The organism is Telluria sp. ZT3P25 (genome assembly GCF_059685895.1).
The window spans coordinates 1,982,172-1,997,858 of record NZ_JCASIJ010000001.1; the positions used below are offsets into that span (position 1 = coordinate 1,982,172).

General features: G+C 66.5%; 13 protein-coding genes. 3 read left to right on the plus strand and 10 right to left on the minus strand.

Translation table 11 applies throughout. The features are described 5' to 3' along the window. The first annotated feature begins 93 nt into the window (after positions 1 to 93). Entirely contained in the window at positions 94 to 1,278 is a 1,185-nt protein-coding gene (locus tag AC56LY_RS08935; protein ID WP_499578463.1) for an FAD-dependent oxidoreductase, read from the plus strand. Here the strand turns inward: AC56LY_RS08935 and AC56LY_RS08940 are convergent. After that, positions 1,275 to 3,698 carry a DNA polymerase II gene (locus AC56LY_RS08940; RefSeq protein WP_499578464.1) on the minus strand — a complete coding sequence of 808 codons (2,424 nt, stop codon included), beginning with the start codon at positions 3,696 to 3,698 and terminating at the stop codon, positions 1,275 to 1,277. The two genes, AC56LY_RS08935 and AC56LY_RS08940, sit on opposite strands and share 4 nt — an antisense overlap. A gap of 1 nt (position 3,699) precedes the next feature. Further along, positions 3,700 to 4,488 carry a ferritin-like domain-containing protein gene (locus tag AC56LY_RS08945; protein WP_499578465.1) on the minus strand — a complete coding sequence of 263 codons (789 nt, stop codon included), beginning with the start codon at positions 4,486 to 4,488 and terminating at the stop codon, positions 3,700 to 3,702. Positions 4,489 to 4,612: 124 nt separating this feature from the next. Here AC56LY_RS08945 and AC56LY_RS08950 point away from each other — a divergent pair, with 124 nt between their 5' ends. Continuing rightward, the gene (locus AC56LY_RS08950) at positions 4,613 to 4,987 is read left to right on the plus strand and encodes a hypothetical protein (RefSeq protein WP_499578467.1); all 375 of its coding nucleotides are present in this window, start codon (positions 4,613 to 4,615) and stop codon (positions 4,985 to 4,987) included. A gap of 19 nt (positions 4,988 to 5,006) precedes the next feature. Here the strand turns inward: AC56LY_RS08950 and AC56LY_RS08955 are convergent, their stop codons facing one another. Together AC56LY_RS08955 and AC56LY_RS08960 are read right to left on the minus strand one after the other, a co-directional pair. Further along, entirely contained in the window at positions 5,007 to 5,792 is a 786-nt protein-coding gene (locus tag AC56LY_RS08955; protein ID WP_499578469.1) for a LytR/AlgR family response regulator transcription factor, read from the minus strand. Next, on the minus strand, positions 5,789 to 6,898 hold the full coding sequence (locus AC56LY_RS08960; protein WP_499578470.1) for a sensor histidine kinase: 1,110 nt from the start codon (positions 6,896 to 6,898) through the stop codon (positions 5,789 to 5,791). Before AC56LY_RS08960 ends, AC56LY_RS08955 begins: the two co-directional genes overlap by 4 nt. 218 nt (positions 6,899 to 7,116) lie before the next feature. Between AC56LY_RS08960 and AC56LY_RS08965 the strand changes: the two genes are divergently transcribed. Beyond that, complete coding sequence (locus tag AC56LY_RS08965; RefSeq protein WP_499578471.1) at positions 7,117 to 8,250, plus strand: alkene reductase; 1,134 nt, start codon at positions 7,117 to 7,119, stop codon at positions 8,248 to 8,250. Here the strand turns inward: AC56LY_RS08965 and AC56LY_RS08970 are convergent. The 6 genes from AC56LY_RS08970 to AC56LY_RS08995 are packed head-to-tail and all read right to left on the minus strand — an operon-like array spanning position 8,223 to position 15,549. After that, positions 8,223 to 9,320: an AAA family ATPase gene (locus AC56LY_RS08970; protein WP_499578473.1), complete on the minus strand. Its 1,098-nt coding sequence runs from the start codon at positions 9,318 to 9,320 to the stop codon at positions 8,223 to 8,225. The two genes, AC56LY_RS08965 and AC56LY_RS08970, sit on opposite strands and share 28 nt — an antisense overlap. Further along, entirely contained in the window at positions 9,317 to 10,663 is a 1,347-nt protein-coding gene (locus AC56LY_RS08975; protein ID WP_499578475.1) for an AMP-binding protein, read from the minus strand. The genes AC56LY_RS08970 and AC56LY_RS08975 overlap by 4 nt, the downstream gene beginning before the upstream one ends. After that, entirely contained in the window at positions 10,660 to 11,244 is a 585-nt protein-coding gene (locus tag AC56LY_RS08980; protein WP_499578476.1) for a hypothetical protein, read from the minus strand. The genes AC56LY_RS08975 and AC56LY_RS08980 overlap by 4 nt, the downstream gene beginning before the upstream one ends. Continuing rightward, positions 11,241 to 13,019 (minus strand): VWA domain-containing protein, encoded by a 1,779-nt coding sequence (locus AC56LY_RS08985; protein WP_499578478.1) that lies wholly within the window; start codon positions 13,017 to 13,019, stop codon positions 11,241 to 11,243. The genes AC56LY_RS08980 and AC56LY_RS08985 overlap by 4 nt, the downstream gene beginning before the upstream one ends. Further along, a complete protein-coding gene (locus AC56LY_RS08990) occupies positions 13,016 to 13,936 on the minus strand; it encodes a hypothetical protein (protein ID WP_499578479.1) in 921 nt (306 codons plus the stop codon). Before AC56LY_RS08990 ends, AC56LY_RS08985 begins: the two co-directional genes overlap by 4 nt. Before the next feature lie 35 nt (positions 13,937 to 13,971). Further along, positions 13,972 to 15,549 (minus strand): AAA family ATPase, encoded by a 1,578-nt coding sequence (locus tag AC56LY_RS08995; RefSeq protein ID WP_499578481.1) that lies wholly within the window; start codon positions 15,547 to 15,549, stop codon positions 13,972 to 13,974. Positions 15,550 to 15,687: the final 138 nt, after the last annotated feature.

Consider the following 15,687-nt stretch of genomic DNA (forward strand, 5'->3'; position numbering starts at 1 on the left):
AGTTCGACACCGCCGCCTCTACTTAGTGCTCGGCGTCCTGAAAGAATCCGCAGGCACGTTATACTTCACCAATAAGTTTCCACAAGGATACCCATGAGTGCATCACCCGCCACGCGCCTGCACATCGGCGTCATCGGCGCCGGCACCGCCGGCCTGGCCACGGCAATTGCCTTCGCCCGGGCCGGACACACGGTCGACGTGTTTGAAAAACACCCGGCGCTGGCAACGCTTGGCGCCGGTGTGCTGATTCAGCCGCAGGGCGTGGCGGCGCTCGACGAACTGGGCGTGGGCGCAGCGTTCAACGCCATCAGCCTGCCGATCGATCGCCTCGTCGGCCAAAGCGAGCGTGGCTGGACCCTGGTCGACATTCCCTATACCGGCTTGCAGGCGCGCGCCGTCAGCCGATCGGCGCTTGGCGGCGTGCTGGAACGGGAATCCCACGCGCTGGGCGTGCGCCTGCACTTCGGCTGCGCCGTGGGAGCCATCGGCGTCGAGAACGGCGCTGGCACAGTCGATGCAGGTGGCGTGTCGCACCGCTTCGACCTGGTCGTGATCGCCAACGGCGCCTCGTCGATGCTGCCTGCGGCAACCGGGCTGGCGGTGGCCTCGCACCAGTACACGTGGGGCGCGCTGTGGGCCCTGATCGATCTGGACGACTGGCCCGATGCGCATCTGCTGGCGCAGCGCTACGGCGGCACCGAGCGCATGTACGGCATCATGCCGACCGAGCGTGTGGACGGCGCGCTGCGCGTATCGCTGTTCTGGAGTCTGCGCAGCGACCGCTATGACGCCTGGCGCGCCGCACCGCTGGATGACTGGAAACGGGAACTGCTCGCGCTCTGGCCCGAATCGAAGCCGGTTGTTGACCGTCTCCATTCGCACAGCCAGCTGGCGTTTGCCCGCTACCACCACGCGCGGCCGTCACGGCTGGCATCCGGCCCGATCTGCATCGTCGGCGACGCCGGCCACGCCATGAGTCCACAACTGGGCCTGGGCACGACGCTGGCGGTGCAGGATGCACTGGTGCTGGCCCGTTGCGTCGATGTGCACGGCGCGGCCGCCGGGGCACTGCGCTACTCGGCCAGCCGCCTGCGCACCGTGCGCGCCTACCAGGCCCTGAGCCGGACGCTCACGCCATGCTTCCAGCTTGACGGCAAGGGATTGTGGCGCGACCTGCTGTTTGCCGGCGCGCTGAAGGTCCCGGGCAGCCGCTACCTCATGTACCGCAGCATTGCCGCGCCGCGCCGCTGCCTGCGCCAGGCCTGGGCTGCAGGCTAGAACAACGCGCCCTGCCCACTGGTGATGTGGCGGGTAAGATTGGCAAAACTGTCGCCCAAAAATGGCAGGATCGCGTCGGCGATCGGTTCGAGCTGGCGCGTCAGGTAATGCTCGTAATCGATCGGCGAACGGCGCAGCTCCAGCGGCTCGGGCCCATCGTGCGTCATCACGTAGCGGATCCAGCCACCCTTGCGATACAGCGCGTGGCGGCCGTTGCGCAGGTGGTGTTCATCGGCCATGCGCGCGGCGCGCACGTGCGGCGGGACGTTGCGTTCGTAGTCGTCCAGCGGCCGGCGCAGGCGCTTGCGGTACACCAGATCGTCGTCACACTCGCCACGCAGCATCCGCGCCACCAGCTCGCGCACGAAGTCTTCGTAGGGCTCGCCCTTGAAGATCCGTTCGTACAGGCCCTGCTGGAACTGCTGGGCCAGCGGCGTCCAGTCGCTGCGCACCGTCTCCAGCCCCTTGTAGACCATCTCATCAACGCCGTCGGGCGTGGTGGCCAGTCCGGCGTAGCGCTTCTTGCTGCCTTCGTCCGAACCGCGCACGGTGGGCATCAGGAAGCGCCGGAAGTGCACGTCGTATTCCAGTTCGAGCGCGCTCTCGATGCCCAGTTCATCTGCCAGATGCGTCTTCCACCAGCCGTTCACATGATTGACCAGTGTGTTCCCGATGCGGCGCGCATCGTCTTCGGTATGCGGGGCCCCAAGCCAGACGAAGGTCGAATCGGTGTCGCCGTAGATGACCTGGTAGCCCTGCTCTTCGATCAGCGCGCGCGTGCGATGCATGATGTCGTGGCCGCGCATCGTGATCGACGAGGCCAGGCGCGGGTCGAAAAAGCGGCAGCCCGTCGTACCCAGCACGCCGTAGAAGGCATTCATGATGATCTTGAGCGCCTGCGACAGCGGCGCATTCTGCGCCTTCTTGGCTGCTTCCCTGCCCGCCCACACCTGCGTGACGATGTTCGGCAGGCAGTGTCGGGTGCGCGAAAAACGGCCGCCCCGGTAGCCGGGCACCGTGGTCTCCTCGGGCTCCCGCAGGCCCTCGATCAGGCCCAGCGGGTCGATCAGGAAGGTGCGGATGATCGACGGATACAGGCTTTTGTAGTCCAGCACCAGCACCGAGTCGTACAGCCCCGAGCGCGAATCCATCACGAACCCGCCCGGGCTGTCGGCGCCTTCGACGTCGCCGATGTTCGGCGCCACCCTGCCCTGGCGGTGCAGCAGCGGCATGTACAGGTGCTCGAACGCGGCCACCGACCCGCCGCTGCGATCGGCCGCCAGCCCCGTCACGCTGGCCCGCTCGAGCAGGAAGTCCAGCAACCGGGTCTTGTCGAAGATGCGGGTGACCAGCTCGCAATCCATGACGTTGTAATAGGCCAGCGCCGGCTTGTCCTCGTTGAACATGCGGTCGATTTCGGCCATGCGGTCATGGGGATTGTCGATCGCTTTGCCAACGCCCAGCAGCGTGCGCGAGACGTTTTCAAGGCTGAACGACGGGAAGGTCCAGGTGGCCGAGTGCAGCGCATCGATGCCATCGATGACGAGGCGCCCGGCGATGCAGATGAAGTAGTGTTCCTGACCGCTGCCTCTCCCGCTGCCATTGCCACCGCCTTTGCCACCAGCCTCGCGCCACTCGATCGCGCTGCCGTCGCGCCCCAGCCGCAGCGGGCGCTTCATGCCCTCGGCGTGCCGCTGCAGCACGCGCATGTCGAACTGGATCACGTTCCAGCCAATGATCGCGTCCGGATCATGCTGCACGAACCACGCTTCCATGCGGTCGAGCAGCTCGCGCCGCGTGGCGCAGTAGGCGAGATCGTAATCGCGCGGGCCATCGACGCCATTCGGTGGTCCCAGCATGTACACCTGGCGCTGCCCGCACCCTTCGAGCGCAATCGAGCGCAGCTCGCCCTGGAACGTGGTCTCGATATCGAGCGACACGGTGCGGATGATCGGCCGGTAGCCGGGCGCGGGCTTCATCACGCCTTCGACCAGCAGGTGCGGATTGCCCTCGACCGGCTGTCCCGCAAACACGACGGGCGCGGTGATGAAACGCTCCATCAGGTAGCGCTCGGGCGGGCGCACATCGGCCTCGAACACGTCCAGGCCATGCTGGCGCAGGCGCCGTTCGATCTGCATCAGCTGACGGTATTTGCGGCAGTACAGCCCCGCGACGGGCCGGTGTTGAAAATCGAGCAGGTCGAGCGGGCGCAATTCCCAGCCCCGTTCATCCTGCAGCAGCTGTTCGACGGTGCCGCGCTGCGCTTCGGGAATGAAGGCGACCGGGGTCTGCACCGGGATGCGCACGCAGCGCGGGCCGGCGTCGGTGGCGAGCCAGAACTCGACTTCGCAGCCGGCGGGGGTGTCGCGCCAGTGGCGCGTCAGCAGAAAGCCGGTGCTGTCCGACGCCGCATCGTCCATGTCAGCGATAGCGTTCCAGCTCGGCCTCGGAAAAACCAGCCGCACGGCGCCCTTCGATATTGAATGGCCCCTTGAGCACGGGCGCCTTGTAGCGCACGGTGAGTTCATCGTAGGTGGCGATCGGCTCGAGACCGCGCGCCAGGCACAGCTCGAGATACCAGCGGTTGCCAATTTCGACATGCCCCACTTCGTCGACCAGCAGGCGGTCGAGGATCAGCGCCGCAGCCAGGTCGCCCGCCTGCGCGATTTTCTTGCGCAGCGGCGGGATCGCGTCCAGGCCGCGCGCTTCGAGCGTGCGCGGCACCAGCGCCATGCGCGCCAGCACGTCGTCACTGGTTTTGGCGACCATCTCCCACAGGCTGTCGTGGCCCGGGAAGTCGCCATAGGCGTAACCGAGCGTGCCCAGATGATCGCTCAGCATCGTGAAGTGCAGCGCCTCTTCATCGGCAACCAGCAACCAGTCCAGATAGTACTGCTCGGGCATCCCGTCGAAACGCCACAGGGCGTCGAGCGCCAGATTGACGGCATTGAACTCGATGTGGGCCAGCGCGTGGACCAGCATCGCGCGCCCTTCCGGCGTGCCCATCGAGCGGCGCCCGACCTGCAGCGGCGGCACCAGTTCTGGGCGCGCCGGACGGCCAGGGATGCCGGCCGGCGCCGTCATGACGGCCTGGGTGTCGATGGCGACCTGACCGGCCTTGCACGCAGCAGACAGCGCGGCGACCGCCCTGGCTTTGGCGGCGGGGTCGGCGTCGAGCAGTGCGTGCAGCGCGGCGGCGCGGAGTTCCATTGTGTGGCCTAGCAAATCGAGATCCGCATTTTACTCAATCTACCGTCGTTGATGGTTCCCAATTCATCCGCAATGGGGGCTTGGGATACTCGACATCGAGAAACTGCCGGGACATCTACAACATATGCGCTTCTGTCTCTACATTGTCCTGATCGCAGCCTTGCTCGCCGGCTGCCGCGATTCTGTCGAAGACCAGGCAAACAAGCTCGGTGACCGTGAGTTTACAACGGATGTTTGGGCCACGGCGTCAGACTTGCAGCGAGGAGAGATGACGGCATCGCTGCTAAAGAAACATGATTTGAAGCGGTCGAACGGCAGTGACATCGTGGCACTGCTCGGCCGCCCTACTGGCTACTATGACTATGACACCAATCCTGCGTACGTCGTCGGGCCAACAACCGTCGAGAGCGTCTATACAAAAGGCTATTTGCTGGTGTTTGAAACCGATAAGGAAAACGGCAAGGTAGAGCGCATATTCTTCGTGCCCGCCGTCGAGTGATGTTGCAGCGCCAATTCTGCTACATCTGCCTGAACAAATGCGCATATACGGGACTGACACGCGGCTTTTCGGGCCGGCCACGCAGCGTCAGCATCACCTTGCCCAGATCATCGCGCACCGCGCTGGTCACGCATCCCATATTGACCACGGTGCTGCGGCTTACCTGGCGAAACTGCGCGCTGTCGAGCTGCGGCAGCAGCTCCTTCAGCGGCACCCGGATCAGCGCTTCGGCGTCCACGGTGACCACATTGACATACTTGTCGATCGCCTGGAAGTACACGACGTCTGACACCCGGATCATGCGCACCGCGTTGCCGACCGCCGCCCGGATCGTTGTCAATCGCTCGCTTGGAGCGGCGCGTGGCGCCAGCGCCTGCAATTGCCCGAGCAGCTGAACCAGTGCATCCGGCGCCAGCGCCGTGCGCGCCGCCAACGCGCCACGCAGGCGCTCGACGGTCTTGCATAGCCGCGCGCTGCTGACCGGCTTGAGCACGTAGTCGAACGCCGCGTGCTCGAATGCCTGCACCGCGTAGTCATCAAACGCGGTGACGAACACGATGTGCGGAAACGGCGCCGGGCCCTCCCAGCGCTCGGCCAGTTCTTCGGCCACTTCCAGCCCGCTCTGGCCCGGCATGCGGATGTCCAGGAACAGCACGTCCGGTCGCAGCGCCAGGGCCTGCTCCACGGCGACCACGCCGTTGGGCGCGGTCGCGACGATGTCGAGGCCGGGCCACAGGCCTTGCAGTGTCCTGGCCAGCGTGGCAGCCAGGATCGGTTCGTCTTCGGCAATCAGCGCGCGGGTCATTCGTCGAACTCCAGAGGAAGGGTCAATCGGGCCAGCGTACCTTGCGGCGGCGCCGGATTCAAGGTCATCGATGCGCGCTCACCATACAGGGCCTCGAGCCGTTCCCGCGACGTGGCCACGCCGACGCCGACGCCACCGCCACGCCGCGCAGGCGCCTGGCCCAGCCCCGGACCCAGACCCAGGCCGGTATCCCGGACGTCGAGCACCAGGCTGTCGCCCTCGATCGCCGCGCTGATGGTGATCTCGCCGCCATCGATCTTCGGCTCCACGCCGTGCACGATCGCATTCTCGACCAGGGGTTGCAACAGCATTGTTGGCAGGCGCGCGGCACGCAGCGCCGGCGGCAGCTCGAGCCGGTAGCGCAGCCGTTCACCCATGCGCACGCCCATCAGGCCCAGGTACGCCCCCATGGCAGCAAATTCCTGCTCGAGCGTCGTGGTCTCGCTGCGCGATACGCTCAGCGTGGCGCGCAGATACTGGATCAGCTGGTCGAGCATGTCGCTGGCGCGCACCGGGTCGAGCGCAATCAGCCCCTGCAGATTGGCCAGCGTATTGAACAGCATGTGCGGCTCGATCTGCGCCTGTAGCAGGCGCAGCTGCGCCTGCAACGCCTGCCGCTCGATGATCTGCGCGCGCAGGTGCGCCTCGGCCTGCTCTTCCTGGGCGCGCCGCATGCGTTCGCGGTTCCTGATCAGCACGACCATCAGTGTCGTGCCCAGGAAGGTGAAAACGATCATGCTGATGCGGTCCACGCTCGGATATTCCGCCAGCGTTGGCGTACGTATTCCGAGCAACAGCCCGGCCGTGTACAGGCCGGTGAAATGGGCAACCGGCGCTGCCAGCACCGCCAGCAAGCCGAACATCGCCCATTCGCGCAGGCGCCAGACCGGCCGCTTGATGAACAGCAGGCGCCCGCCATACACGATCGTGAAGGCCACGATGCCGATCAGGACCGACACCAGCATGTTTTCGAGGAAGCGCCCCGTCACCAGGCTGATGAAACACGCCAGCAGCACGCTGATGCCGATCGACAGCGGCAAATCGGTCAGCAGGCGTCGCAGGCGCGCACGTCGTTGCTGGTGGATCGGCGGGGAGAGGCTGGCCATGCGGACTCGCTTCAAAAAATAACGGTAATTAGCACAGGGACGATCCATTGTGCCGAGCCGGCGTGCCACCGGCAAGAGGTGGTGCGACGAACTGGCGTAAGGCGGGAGTGAACCCGGCCCCGCAGCGCGCGATGGCCCGATTCGCTAGCGTGCCCATCATTCAATTCTGCAAATTCATTTATGCTGGCCGCATCCATCCACAACGCTACAAGGACGCCATGCACCAGTTATTCTCGCCATTCAAGCTCGCTTCTCTTCCGCTCGTCAACCGCGTCGTGATGGCGCCCCTGACCCGGGCGCGTGCGCCGGACGACGTCGCCACTGAAACCGTCGCGCTGTATTACACCCAGCGCGCCACCGCTGGCCTGATCGTCAGCGAAGGCACGCCCATTTCGCGCGAAGGCCAGGGTTACCTGTTCAATCCTGGCATCTACACGCCCGCGCAGATCGCCGGCTGGCGCCTGACCACCCAATCCGTGCACGCCGTCGGCGCAAAAATGTTCGCGCAGCTCTGGCACGTGGGCCGCGTGTCTCACCCGAGCATCCAGACCGATGGCATCGATCCGGTGGGCGCCAGCTCGAAAACCGCGCAAGGCGCCATGGCCTACGGTGTCAAGGATGACGGCACACCGGGCATGGTGGCAACGACCCAACCGCGCCAGCTTGCGACCGACGAGGTAGCGCGCGTGGTGCAGGATTTTGCCAACGCCGCCGCCAATGCCATCGAGGCCGGTTTCGACGGGGTCGAGATCCACGGCGCCAATGGCTATCTGCTGGAGCAGTTCCTCAATCCGCTGGTCAATGACCGCGATGACGAGTATGGCGCGGCCACGATGGACAACCGCCTGCGCTTCGCACTCGAAGTCGTCGATGCCGTCGTCGCCCGCATCGGCCGCGAACGCGTGGGCATCCGCCTGTCGCCCTACGGCCGCCTGTTCGACATGCCGCTGTACGACGACATCGACGCAACCTACACCGCGCTGGTCGCCGCGCTCGGCGAACGCCGCATCGCGTATGTTCATATCATGGACCAATCCGGCTACGGCATGGGCGACAAGGCGTCCGGCCCCACCGTGTCCGACAGGATCCAGGACTTGCTGCGCACCTTCCGCCTCACGCTGCCCGAGACTGCGCTGATCCTGGCTGGCGGCATGACGCGCGAGCGCGCCGACAAGATGATCGACGATGGCGTGATCGACCTGGCGGCGTTTGGCCAGCCGTTCATCTCGAACCCCGACCTGGTTGCGCGCCTGCGCAACGGCTGGCCATTGGCCGAGCCGGACCGCAGCACCTACTACGGGGGTGATGCCAGGGGCTATATCGATTATCCGCCGTACGCTGCGCAGGCCTGATCGTCCAAAGCTCCGGTCGTCAACACTGCTTGCGCTTTCGCGAGCCGCTGTTCCAGTGGCCCTTCGAGCAGCACATATGGCACGCCCAGCCGTTCAAGCGCCGCAAGATACCAGCGGTGCTGGTGCGCGCGAAACGCTGCGTCGCGCCGCGTGCCGTCCTGAATGAACGGGATGTCGGGCGCGCACACGAGGGTCACAGCATACGGACGGCGCGCCAGCGCCTCGAGCGCGGCGTCGGCGCGCCCGAATCCATCGAGACTGTAAAACAGCGACGTCAGCGCACTGCCATCGCAGATCAACCAGCGCTTCGCCTCGCGTGCCAGCAGGTCTTCGCGCGCCACCTGGCCCTGGCCGATACTGAGCATATCCTTGTAACCGAGCTTGCCGCCCTGCGCATCCCAGCGTTCACGGCCGACCTCCGGCGCCCAGCACGTGCCGAGGCGCGCGGCCAGGCTGGCAGCGAGCGTCGTCTTGCCGCTCGATTCCCCGCCCAGCAGGCACACGCGCTCGATGAAATGGGCGCGCACCGCAGGATGCAGGTACGCGTACGCCAGATGCGGCTGCGCGCGCACTGCCGTTCCCGACACCGGCACCGCCAGGCGCTGCCGGTCAACGCAGACATGCTGTACGGGCGCCGGCGCACCCAGTCGCGCGCCATACCAGGCGCCCAGGTCGGCCGCAAAACCGTCGCCATACGCTTCGCTGGTGAAGACGGCGTCAGCCCTGGTATCGCACAATGCCCAGCTGACCCAAGCGGTGAAGTCGCGCTGGACGGCGGGATCGGCGTCATTGTGCGGCAGGCGGCGCTGCGGCAGGCCGCGTTCACGGCACAGCCGCGCCAGGATCGCGTCGTCGAGCACCAGGCTGCGCACCTGCGGGAACAGCTCGTCCAGCCAGGCCTGGCGCGCGGCCGGCCCGCAGCGGTCGAACTCGGGATTGGTATAACTGATCACCAGCAGCGCGTCGCACCGGGCCAGCGCGGTCTGGATCAGGAACATGTGGCCCCGATGCAGCGGGCAGAATTTGCCGACCACCAGGCCTTGCCGGAAGCGGGTCGCGGGGATCGTCATGTGTGCGATCCTTCCAGACTGGAGGTGTACTGCAGCGTCTTGTCCGCCGCGTGCAGCACCTCGACCACCACTGTCCCTGCACCGAACAGGCGTTCGAGGGCAGCCCGTGCCGGCACGGCGTAGTGCATTGCATTGGGCGCCACTTGCAGCGACACATTGCCGTCCGCGCCCTGGTGCAGGTGAAAATGCGACAGCGGAAACGGCTCGAGCGCATGGGTAACGTCGATATTGTTGATCCAACCGGCCAGCGCGCGATAGCGCACGGGCTGCCGGCCGCACAGCCCCACCAGCACCGGGCCGTGCGCGCTCGAACGCAGCGACGCGTAATCACCGGTGCGGTAGCGCAGCAGGGGCAGGCAGTCGTTGAAGCCACCCGTCACCGTGATTTCGCCCGCGGTGCCGGGACTGACGGGCCGGCCGTCGCGGTCCAGAATTTCGACGTAGAGCTGCGGCTGCAGCAGCAGGTGGCCGTCGAGCGCGGCGTCGAATACGCCCACCGGCCCGACTTCGCCGAGCGAATAGATGTCCAGTACCGGACAGCCAAACCGCTGTTCGAGCTGCGTGCGCAAGGCCGGCATCAGTTGCATCGAAACCGAGATCAGTGCGCGCGGTGCATGCGTCAACGGTAACGTCAGATACTCGGTGAACGAAATCGGATCGCCGGCCACGATCTCGGGCGCCAGCGCGTCGAGATAGCGCGCGCGGTCCAGCGGATCGCGCCAGTCGTTCGGGTGCAGGTTCAGCTTCGCCAGGCCCGACTCGCCCATCGTCGGCGTGACCGAGACATAAGTGAAACACCGTTCCTGAAAGCCAAGCAGCACCACCCCCACCTGGCCGGCGCCATACTGCGCTTCGATGCCGATCCGGCGCAGCGCGCGCTTGTGAAAGGCAGCATAGCGCGCGGCGACCACCGGATGCGACGGGATCAGCAGCGGATGGCCGGTCGTGCCGGTCGTGCGAAACTGGATCATGCGTTCGAGCGGGACGTCGTCGGGCACAAACTGCGCGATGTCAGCCGACAAATCGGCGCGCGACACCGGTGCCACCTGGTCGAATGCCCGCGGGGGTGAGCCACGCTTTCGGTAATGCGGCACGGTCGCATGCATCCTGGCGATCAGCGGGTACAACCAGGGCGGCGGTATGCCCGGCGTCGCGTCAATCGGCGCATCGACGACCTCGCGCTCGAATGCCTGCTGGCCCTCGACCTCATGCGCCTGCAGGCGGTTGCCGCTGGCGTTGCGAAACACGGGTGCGTTCGGATGCCCGCGCAGGAAGTCCAGCATGCGCTGGCCCTCGGTGGTCAAGGTCGGGAAGCGCTCGCGATCGGCAAGGTCATTCATCATTCACGCGTCCACTTGTCGGCCGATTCCTCGGCCAGCTTGCGCGCCAGCGCCTCGCGCACTTCGCGCGCGCGTTTTTCGGCCTGTCGGCTTGCCGCCAGCAAGGCGCGCCGCTGGATCGCGCTGACGGCGGACAGCCGGTCCTGCGCCTGGGCCGGTGTCTCGCCCAGCGGCCGCAAGCCAAGCCGGGCAAGCAGTGCGCGCACCAGTTCTTCGCGCCGCTCGGCGTCATGCACGAACGCGTGCGCCGGTGTGATCGCCGCCATCTCCGCCACCAGCGCGCCCACGACGTCTTCAAGCGCGGGGTGCGGCAGGTTCGTGCCGATCAAAGCCTCATCGGCGAGCAGCCAGCTGGCAATTGCTGCCAGCGCCAGCCGGTTGCGGTCGGCGTGCACGCTGCGGCCCTGAAAGCCGGCCAGCTTTTCACCCGATGCATGCAGCCCATGCATGCGCAGCACATCGCCGACGATGGCCGCGACGGCCATCTCGCCGTGCCCGGCCACCGATGGTTCACCCAGAAACTCCGCGGGGATGTCCGCCAGCCGGCGGGTCAGCGCAGCCAGGTCGGCATAGTCGGTGTTCATCGCTGCGCGCCGTAGTGACGGGCGCTGAACGCGCGGGCGAAATCGACCAGCTGGCCCATGTCGGTTACGGCGTGGATGGCCCAGCCTTCGCGGTCGCGGGCGCGCTGCAGCTGGCCCCATGGATTGTCGCCCGAGGCCCCGGCCCAATCCTCCCAACAGGCCGGCATATCGAGCGCCATCGTGCCGCCACCGCCGGCCGCGCGCAGCGCAGCCGCCGCCACGTCCCAGCCGCTGTTGCCACGCTCGTCCCGGTCGAACATCGTCGTGATGCCGCTGTCCGAGATCATCAGGATGTGGGTCATACGCTGGCGCTGGCCCTGCGCCGGATAGGTGTCGCGCAGGCGATGGATCGGAAAGCAGGTACTCCCGCCGAAAAAGCCGGTCAGCACGTGCAGGATCTGGTCGGCGTCGCGCACGAAACCGGTCGTGCCCATCACATCGCGCTTGCCGCTCCATAGCGTGACCTGCACCGACGCGCCGGCGCGCAGCGCCGACAGGGCAACGATGGCGCCGGCCAGCGCCGGAAACGACGTGCTCACCTGCGGGTTCGGCATCGAGCCGGAACTGTCTACATACAGGTCCAGGTCGACCGGAACCGGCCGCTTCTCGAACGCCGGCTCTTCGGTCATGCGGCGCTGCATGATGGTAAAGCCGGGGATCGGGGTCGGCGACAGCGCCAGGCTGTGCAGCCAGTCGACGCGCTCGATCGACTCCCCCAGTTCCCAGGGTTCGAGCCCTTCCATCTCGGGTTCAGGTGCGCGCGGGCTGGGGCGGCGCGGGAAGTCGACCAGATGCGGCAGTGCGCGTTTGCGGTAGTAGCGCATTGCAATGGCATGCGGGCTCAGTACCACGCCGCCCGCGCGCAGTATCTCGCCGTATTCGAATGGCTCGCGTGCCTGGCCGGTAGAGCGCGTGGCCGCCGGTTGCGGCTCGGGCGTACCCGCGTCGTCACCACTGACCGCGGGATCGTCGAGCGGGTGCGCGATGTCGTCGTCTTCGTCGGGATCGAATGCATGCATCCCGTCCGGCAGGCAGCCCTCGGCGGCGGCGCCGGTGTCATGCCAGGCCTGCAGCTTGTCGTGTGCTGCCTGGTCGTTCAGCAGATACGGCAGCACCAGCGTGGCGAAGCGCCCGGCGCCACGCATCCAGTCAGCGCCGTACACGCGAATCACGCGCGCACCCAGCCAGGCGTCGGTATCGAGTGCGTCAGCGTCAGCAAAGCCACTGCCGGCCAGCTGACCGGGCGCCAGTTGCCACAGGTGTTCGTAGATGCGCATGTACAGCGTCCACAAGCGGCTGGCCGGTCCTGCCGGCGCCTGCGCGAGCTTGCGGTAAATCGCCTCCATGCGCAGGCCCGCCTGGCGCTGCAAGCGGTCGTTGATGCACAGGTCCGTGTACAGGTTGGCGACCATCGCCGCATGTTGTTCGAGTGTCGGCAAGGCGCGCCGCATTCGGGCGATCAGGCGAAAATGGTCGAGCGCTGTGGCCGGGGCCAGCACGTGGTGCCCGATTTCGTGGGCCAGGATTTCGACGCCGAAGTCTTCCAGCGCGTACTGGCGCACCGCCTGCAGGTCGATTACGACGCTCTGGTCGAGCAGGCGGATCATCGCGAAGCTGCCGCTCAACCCTTCCCCGGCGGCGCTGACCGTCGTGCTGCACAGACGCGGATCGTGCAGGCGTGTGTAGCGGCTCCAGACCGCCAGTGCCTCGGGCCAGGCGGCGCGCCAGCGCGCGATCAGCGCGTCGTCGACCGGCGGGGTGCGTGGCCGGCTCATGACCGCGCCTCCAGTCGGATCGCATGGGTAAAGGGCGACGTGATCGCGATTGTCGTGGCGTTCGCACATGCCTGCGCATGGGCGAGCGTGGTCGGCACACGGCCAGGGTCGGCGCGCTCGAACTCGACCAGCGTTGCCGCTTGCAGCGACGCACCATAGGCATCGGCCAGCAAAAAGAATACGCGCCCGCCCGCGTGCACCAGAAAGCCGTTGCCATCCGGCTTCACCGTGGGCGGTGCGTCAAATGGCCCGCCAAAGCCGGTGAACGCACCGAAGGTACGCGTCCGGCACGCGTGCGGGTCAAACCCCTGCCACCACGGGTCGCCGGCCAGTTGCCGTAACAGTGCGTCGACCTGCATGCCATCGGGCGCGTGCAGGGCGGCCAGCGCCAGCGGTGCGGGCAGCCCTGCCGCCGCGGCGAGCGCACCGGCGCGAAAATGCGCGGCGCCGGCGCGCCAGGCCGCAATCTGTCCCACGGCCCGCAAGGCATCGACCGAGCCGACCTGCATCGCAAGGCCGCGCATCTCATCCATCCACTGCGTCAGCCGCGTTCCTGGAATCGCCTCCAGGTGCACCACGGCGTTGCTCAGCATCCCGAGGACCTGCGCCGGTTCGCGCGCGATCAGCGTGGCAAAGCGGGGAAACAGCGTGCGCCACGCGTGCTGCAGCACTGGTGAGCGCGCCGCTGGCCCGATCAGTGTGCGGCCGGTCAATGCCAGCCCGAGATCGTAGATGCTGTCGACGACCGGCTGCACACGTTCGGGCGCCACCGCGTCGACGATCGCGCCAGCGTTGTCGAGAAACGCGCGAAACACGTCATGCGACAGCATTGGATAGCGGCGCTGCGCCTCGCGCATGCGTGCGTTGTACTGGTCGCGCCCTGCTGCGAGGACGCCGGCGTAGGCGGGCTTGAGCATCAGGTAAGTTTTAACATCAGGCGGGCTTGAACATCTTACTGCGCGCGCAGCCACGCCAGATAATTGGTGTAGCGCTGGTGCAGGTACTTCAGCTTGAGCAGGTCGTCGTACAGGTGACCATACAGCTTCTTGCCCTTGGTCAGACTGGCGATCAGCTTTTCGATCCTGACCAGGCGCGCACGGGTCTCGCGCTCGGACACGCCATCGAGGCCCTGGGCGAACAGCGCCGCCATCTCGCCGACCGGATCGTCGTGTTCCAGATTCAGGCGCAGGAACTCGGCGTTGGAGAGGTCGAACAGATGCCGCAGCCAGCTGACACGATCGGTGCGATAAGGCGCATGTTCTGGCACCGCAAAGAACGGCGCATCCAGGTCGGGATGCAGCTTGTCGCGCAGGACGAACGGCAAGACCTGACGCAGGTCTTCCAGCTCGACCGCCGGATTGCCCCGGAAATACGCCAGCGCCTTGGCATACACCAGCAGCGTCATGAGATTGCGCACCGAGACGCCGTTGCGGGTCTGGCAGCCCAGATCCTTCATGCGGTCGCGCCCCGTGTCGGCTGCCGTGATGTCGCGCCAGTCGACGCCCGACAGGCGCGCCGTGTCCTTGGTCATGTACTCGAACTGGCCACCGGCCGCATCGAGCAGCTCGAACTGGCTGGCAAAGAATTCGAGGCGCCACCGCACATCCTCGGGCACCGCGATCGCGCGCACTTCCCGGCCCATCGTGTCGACGTCAAGCTCGGAAAAAATCAGTTCGGGTGGCATCAGTTCTTCGGGGCGCACGTCTTCTTCGATGCGCACCAGAAGGTCGTCCAGGAAGCGGGGATTGAACGCGAGGGCCTGGACGATCACGTCGATGCGGTCGCGCAGCGCCTCGATCACCTGGTAGGTGCCGCCACCCTGGTCGTCGTTGGCAGTCAGGAACCAGCTCGACTCCGGGCACTCGAATACCTGGTCGAGCACCTCGGCGTAGTTGTCGCCCATGACGGTCAGCAGCGCGCTCTGGGTGCGGGTCGGAATGCGGTTGTATTCGTCGATGATCTTGACCCGCATCGACAGCCAGGCGCGCCATGAAATGCGGATCGCCTCCATGCTCTGCGCGTTGACCATATCGGATGGCAGCGGGTTGCCGAGCAGGTCGGCAATCGTCATCTGCGGGTGGCCATGCTGCATCGCGCGCCGCACATCACGCACCGGCACCCCGGCCAGCACGCCCATCAGGATTGCGCTGGCCGTCTTGCCGCGCCCCGGGCCGCCCACGAACAGGCACTTGCGGCGCGTGGCAAAGGTCAGCAGCGGCAGCAGCACGTAACTGGAATAGCTTTGCCCCGACGGCAGCGTCAATACGCGCTTGCTGTCGCCGACCGTGAACGTCTGCGCCGGCCCGTCGTTGTATTCGATGTCGTAGTGCGGGCTGATGATCGCCTTGTTGACGATCCAGAAGTACGCCTGGCGCAGCTTTTCATCCAGACCGGGCGCCGCGCCTGGCGAGGCCTCGCCCGCATCGACCGGGCCGCGGTACAGGTCGGCCACGTCGAACTCGCGCGTGGTGGGCTTGGCATGCGGATTGGTCGGCGCGCGCGATATTTTCTGAAAGAAGTCGAAAGCCAAAGCACATTCTCCGGTAGGTCACGATGACAGGCGGCGCAGTGTGCTCGGTGCTGCGTGCACCGTGCTGCGTGTACCGTCGCCATGCTACCTTCTTGCCGCGCCGGGATCAATGCGCCATCGCGCCCGCATTGCGCCCGC

What these genes read in the sequence shown, in the direction of transcription:
- AC56LY_RS08935 (WP_499578463.1), top strand. Translation starts at nt 94, where the DNA reads ATGAGTGCATCACCCGCCACGCGCCTGCACATCGGCGTCATCGGCGCC.
- AC56LY_RS08940 (WP_499578464.1), bottom strand. Translation starts at nt 3,698, where the DNA reads ATGGACGATGCGGCGTCGGACAGCACCGGCTTTCTGCTGACGCGCCAC.
- AC56LY_RS08945 (WP_499578465.1), bottom strand. Translation starts at nt 4,488, where the DNA reads ATGGAACTCCGCGCCGCCGCGCTGCACGCACTGCTCGACGCCGACCCC.
- AC56LY_RS08950 (WP_499578467.1), top strand. Translation starts at nt 4,613, where the DNA reads ATGCGCTTCTGTCTCTACATTGTCCTGATCGCAGCCTTGCTCGCCGGC.
- AC56LY_RS08955 (WP_499578469.1), bottom strand. Translation starts at nt 5,792, where the DNA reads ATGACCCGCGCGCTGATTGCCGAAGACGAACCGATCCTGGCTGCCACG.
- AC56LY_RS08960 (WP_499578470.1), bottom strand. Translation starts at nt 6,898, where the DNA reads ATGGCCAGCCTCTCCCCGCCGATCCACCAGCAACGACGTGCGCGCCTG.
- AC56LY_RS08965 (WP_499578471.1), top strand. Translation starts at nt 7,117, where the DNA reads ATGCACCAGTTATTCTCGCCATTCAAGCTCGCTTCTCTTCCGCTCGTC.
- AC56LY_RS08970 (WP_499578473.1), bottom strand. Translation starts at nt 9,320, where the DNA reads ATGACGATCCCCGCGACCCGCTTCCGGCAAGGCCTGGTGGTCGGCAAA.
- AC56LY_RS08975 (WP_499578475.1), bottom strand. Translation starts at nt 10,663, where the DNA reads ATGATGAATGACCTTGCCGATCGCGAGCGCTTCCCGACCTTGACCACC.
- AC56LY_RS08980 (WP_499578476.1), bottom strand. Translation starts at nt 11,244, where the DNA reads ATGAACACCGACTATGCCGACCTGGCTGCGCTGACCCGCCGGCTGGCG.
- AC56LY_RS08985 (WP_499578478.1), bottom strand. Translation starts at nt 13,019, where the DNA reads ATGAGCCGGCCACGCACCCCGCCGGTCGACGACGCGCTGATCGCGCGC.
- AC56LY_RS08990 (WP_499578479.1), bottom strand. Translation starts at nt 13,936, where the DNA reads ATGCTCAAGCCCGCCTACGCCGGCGTCCTCGCAGCAGGGCGCGACCAG.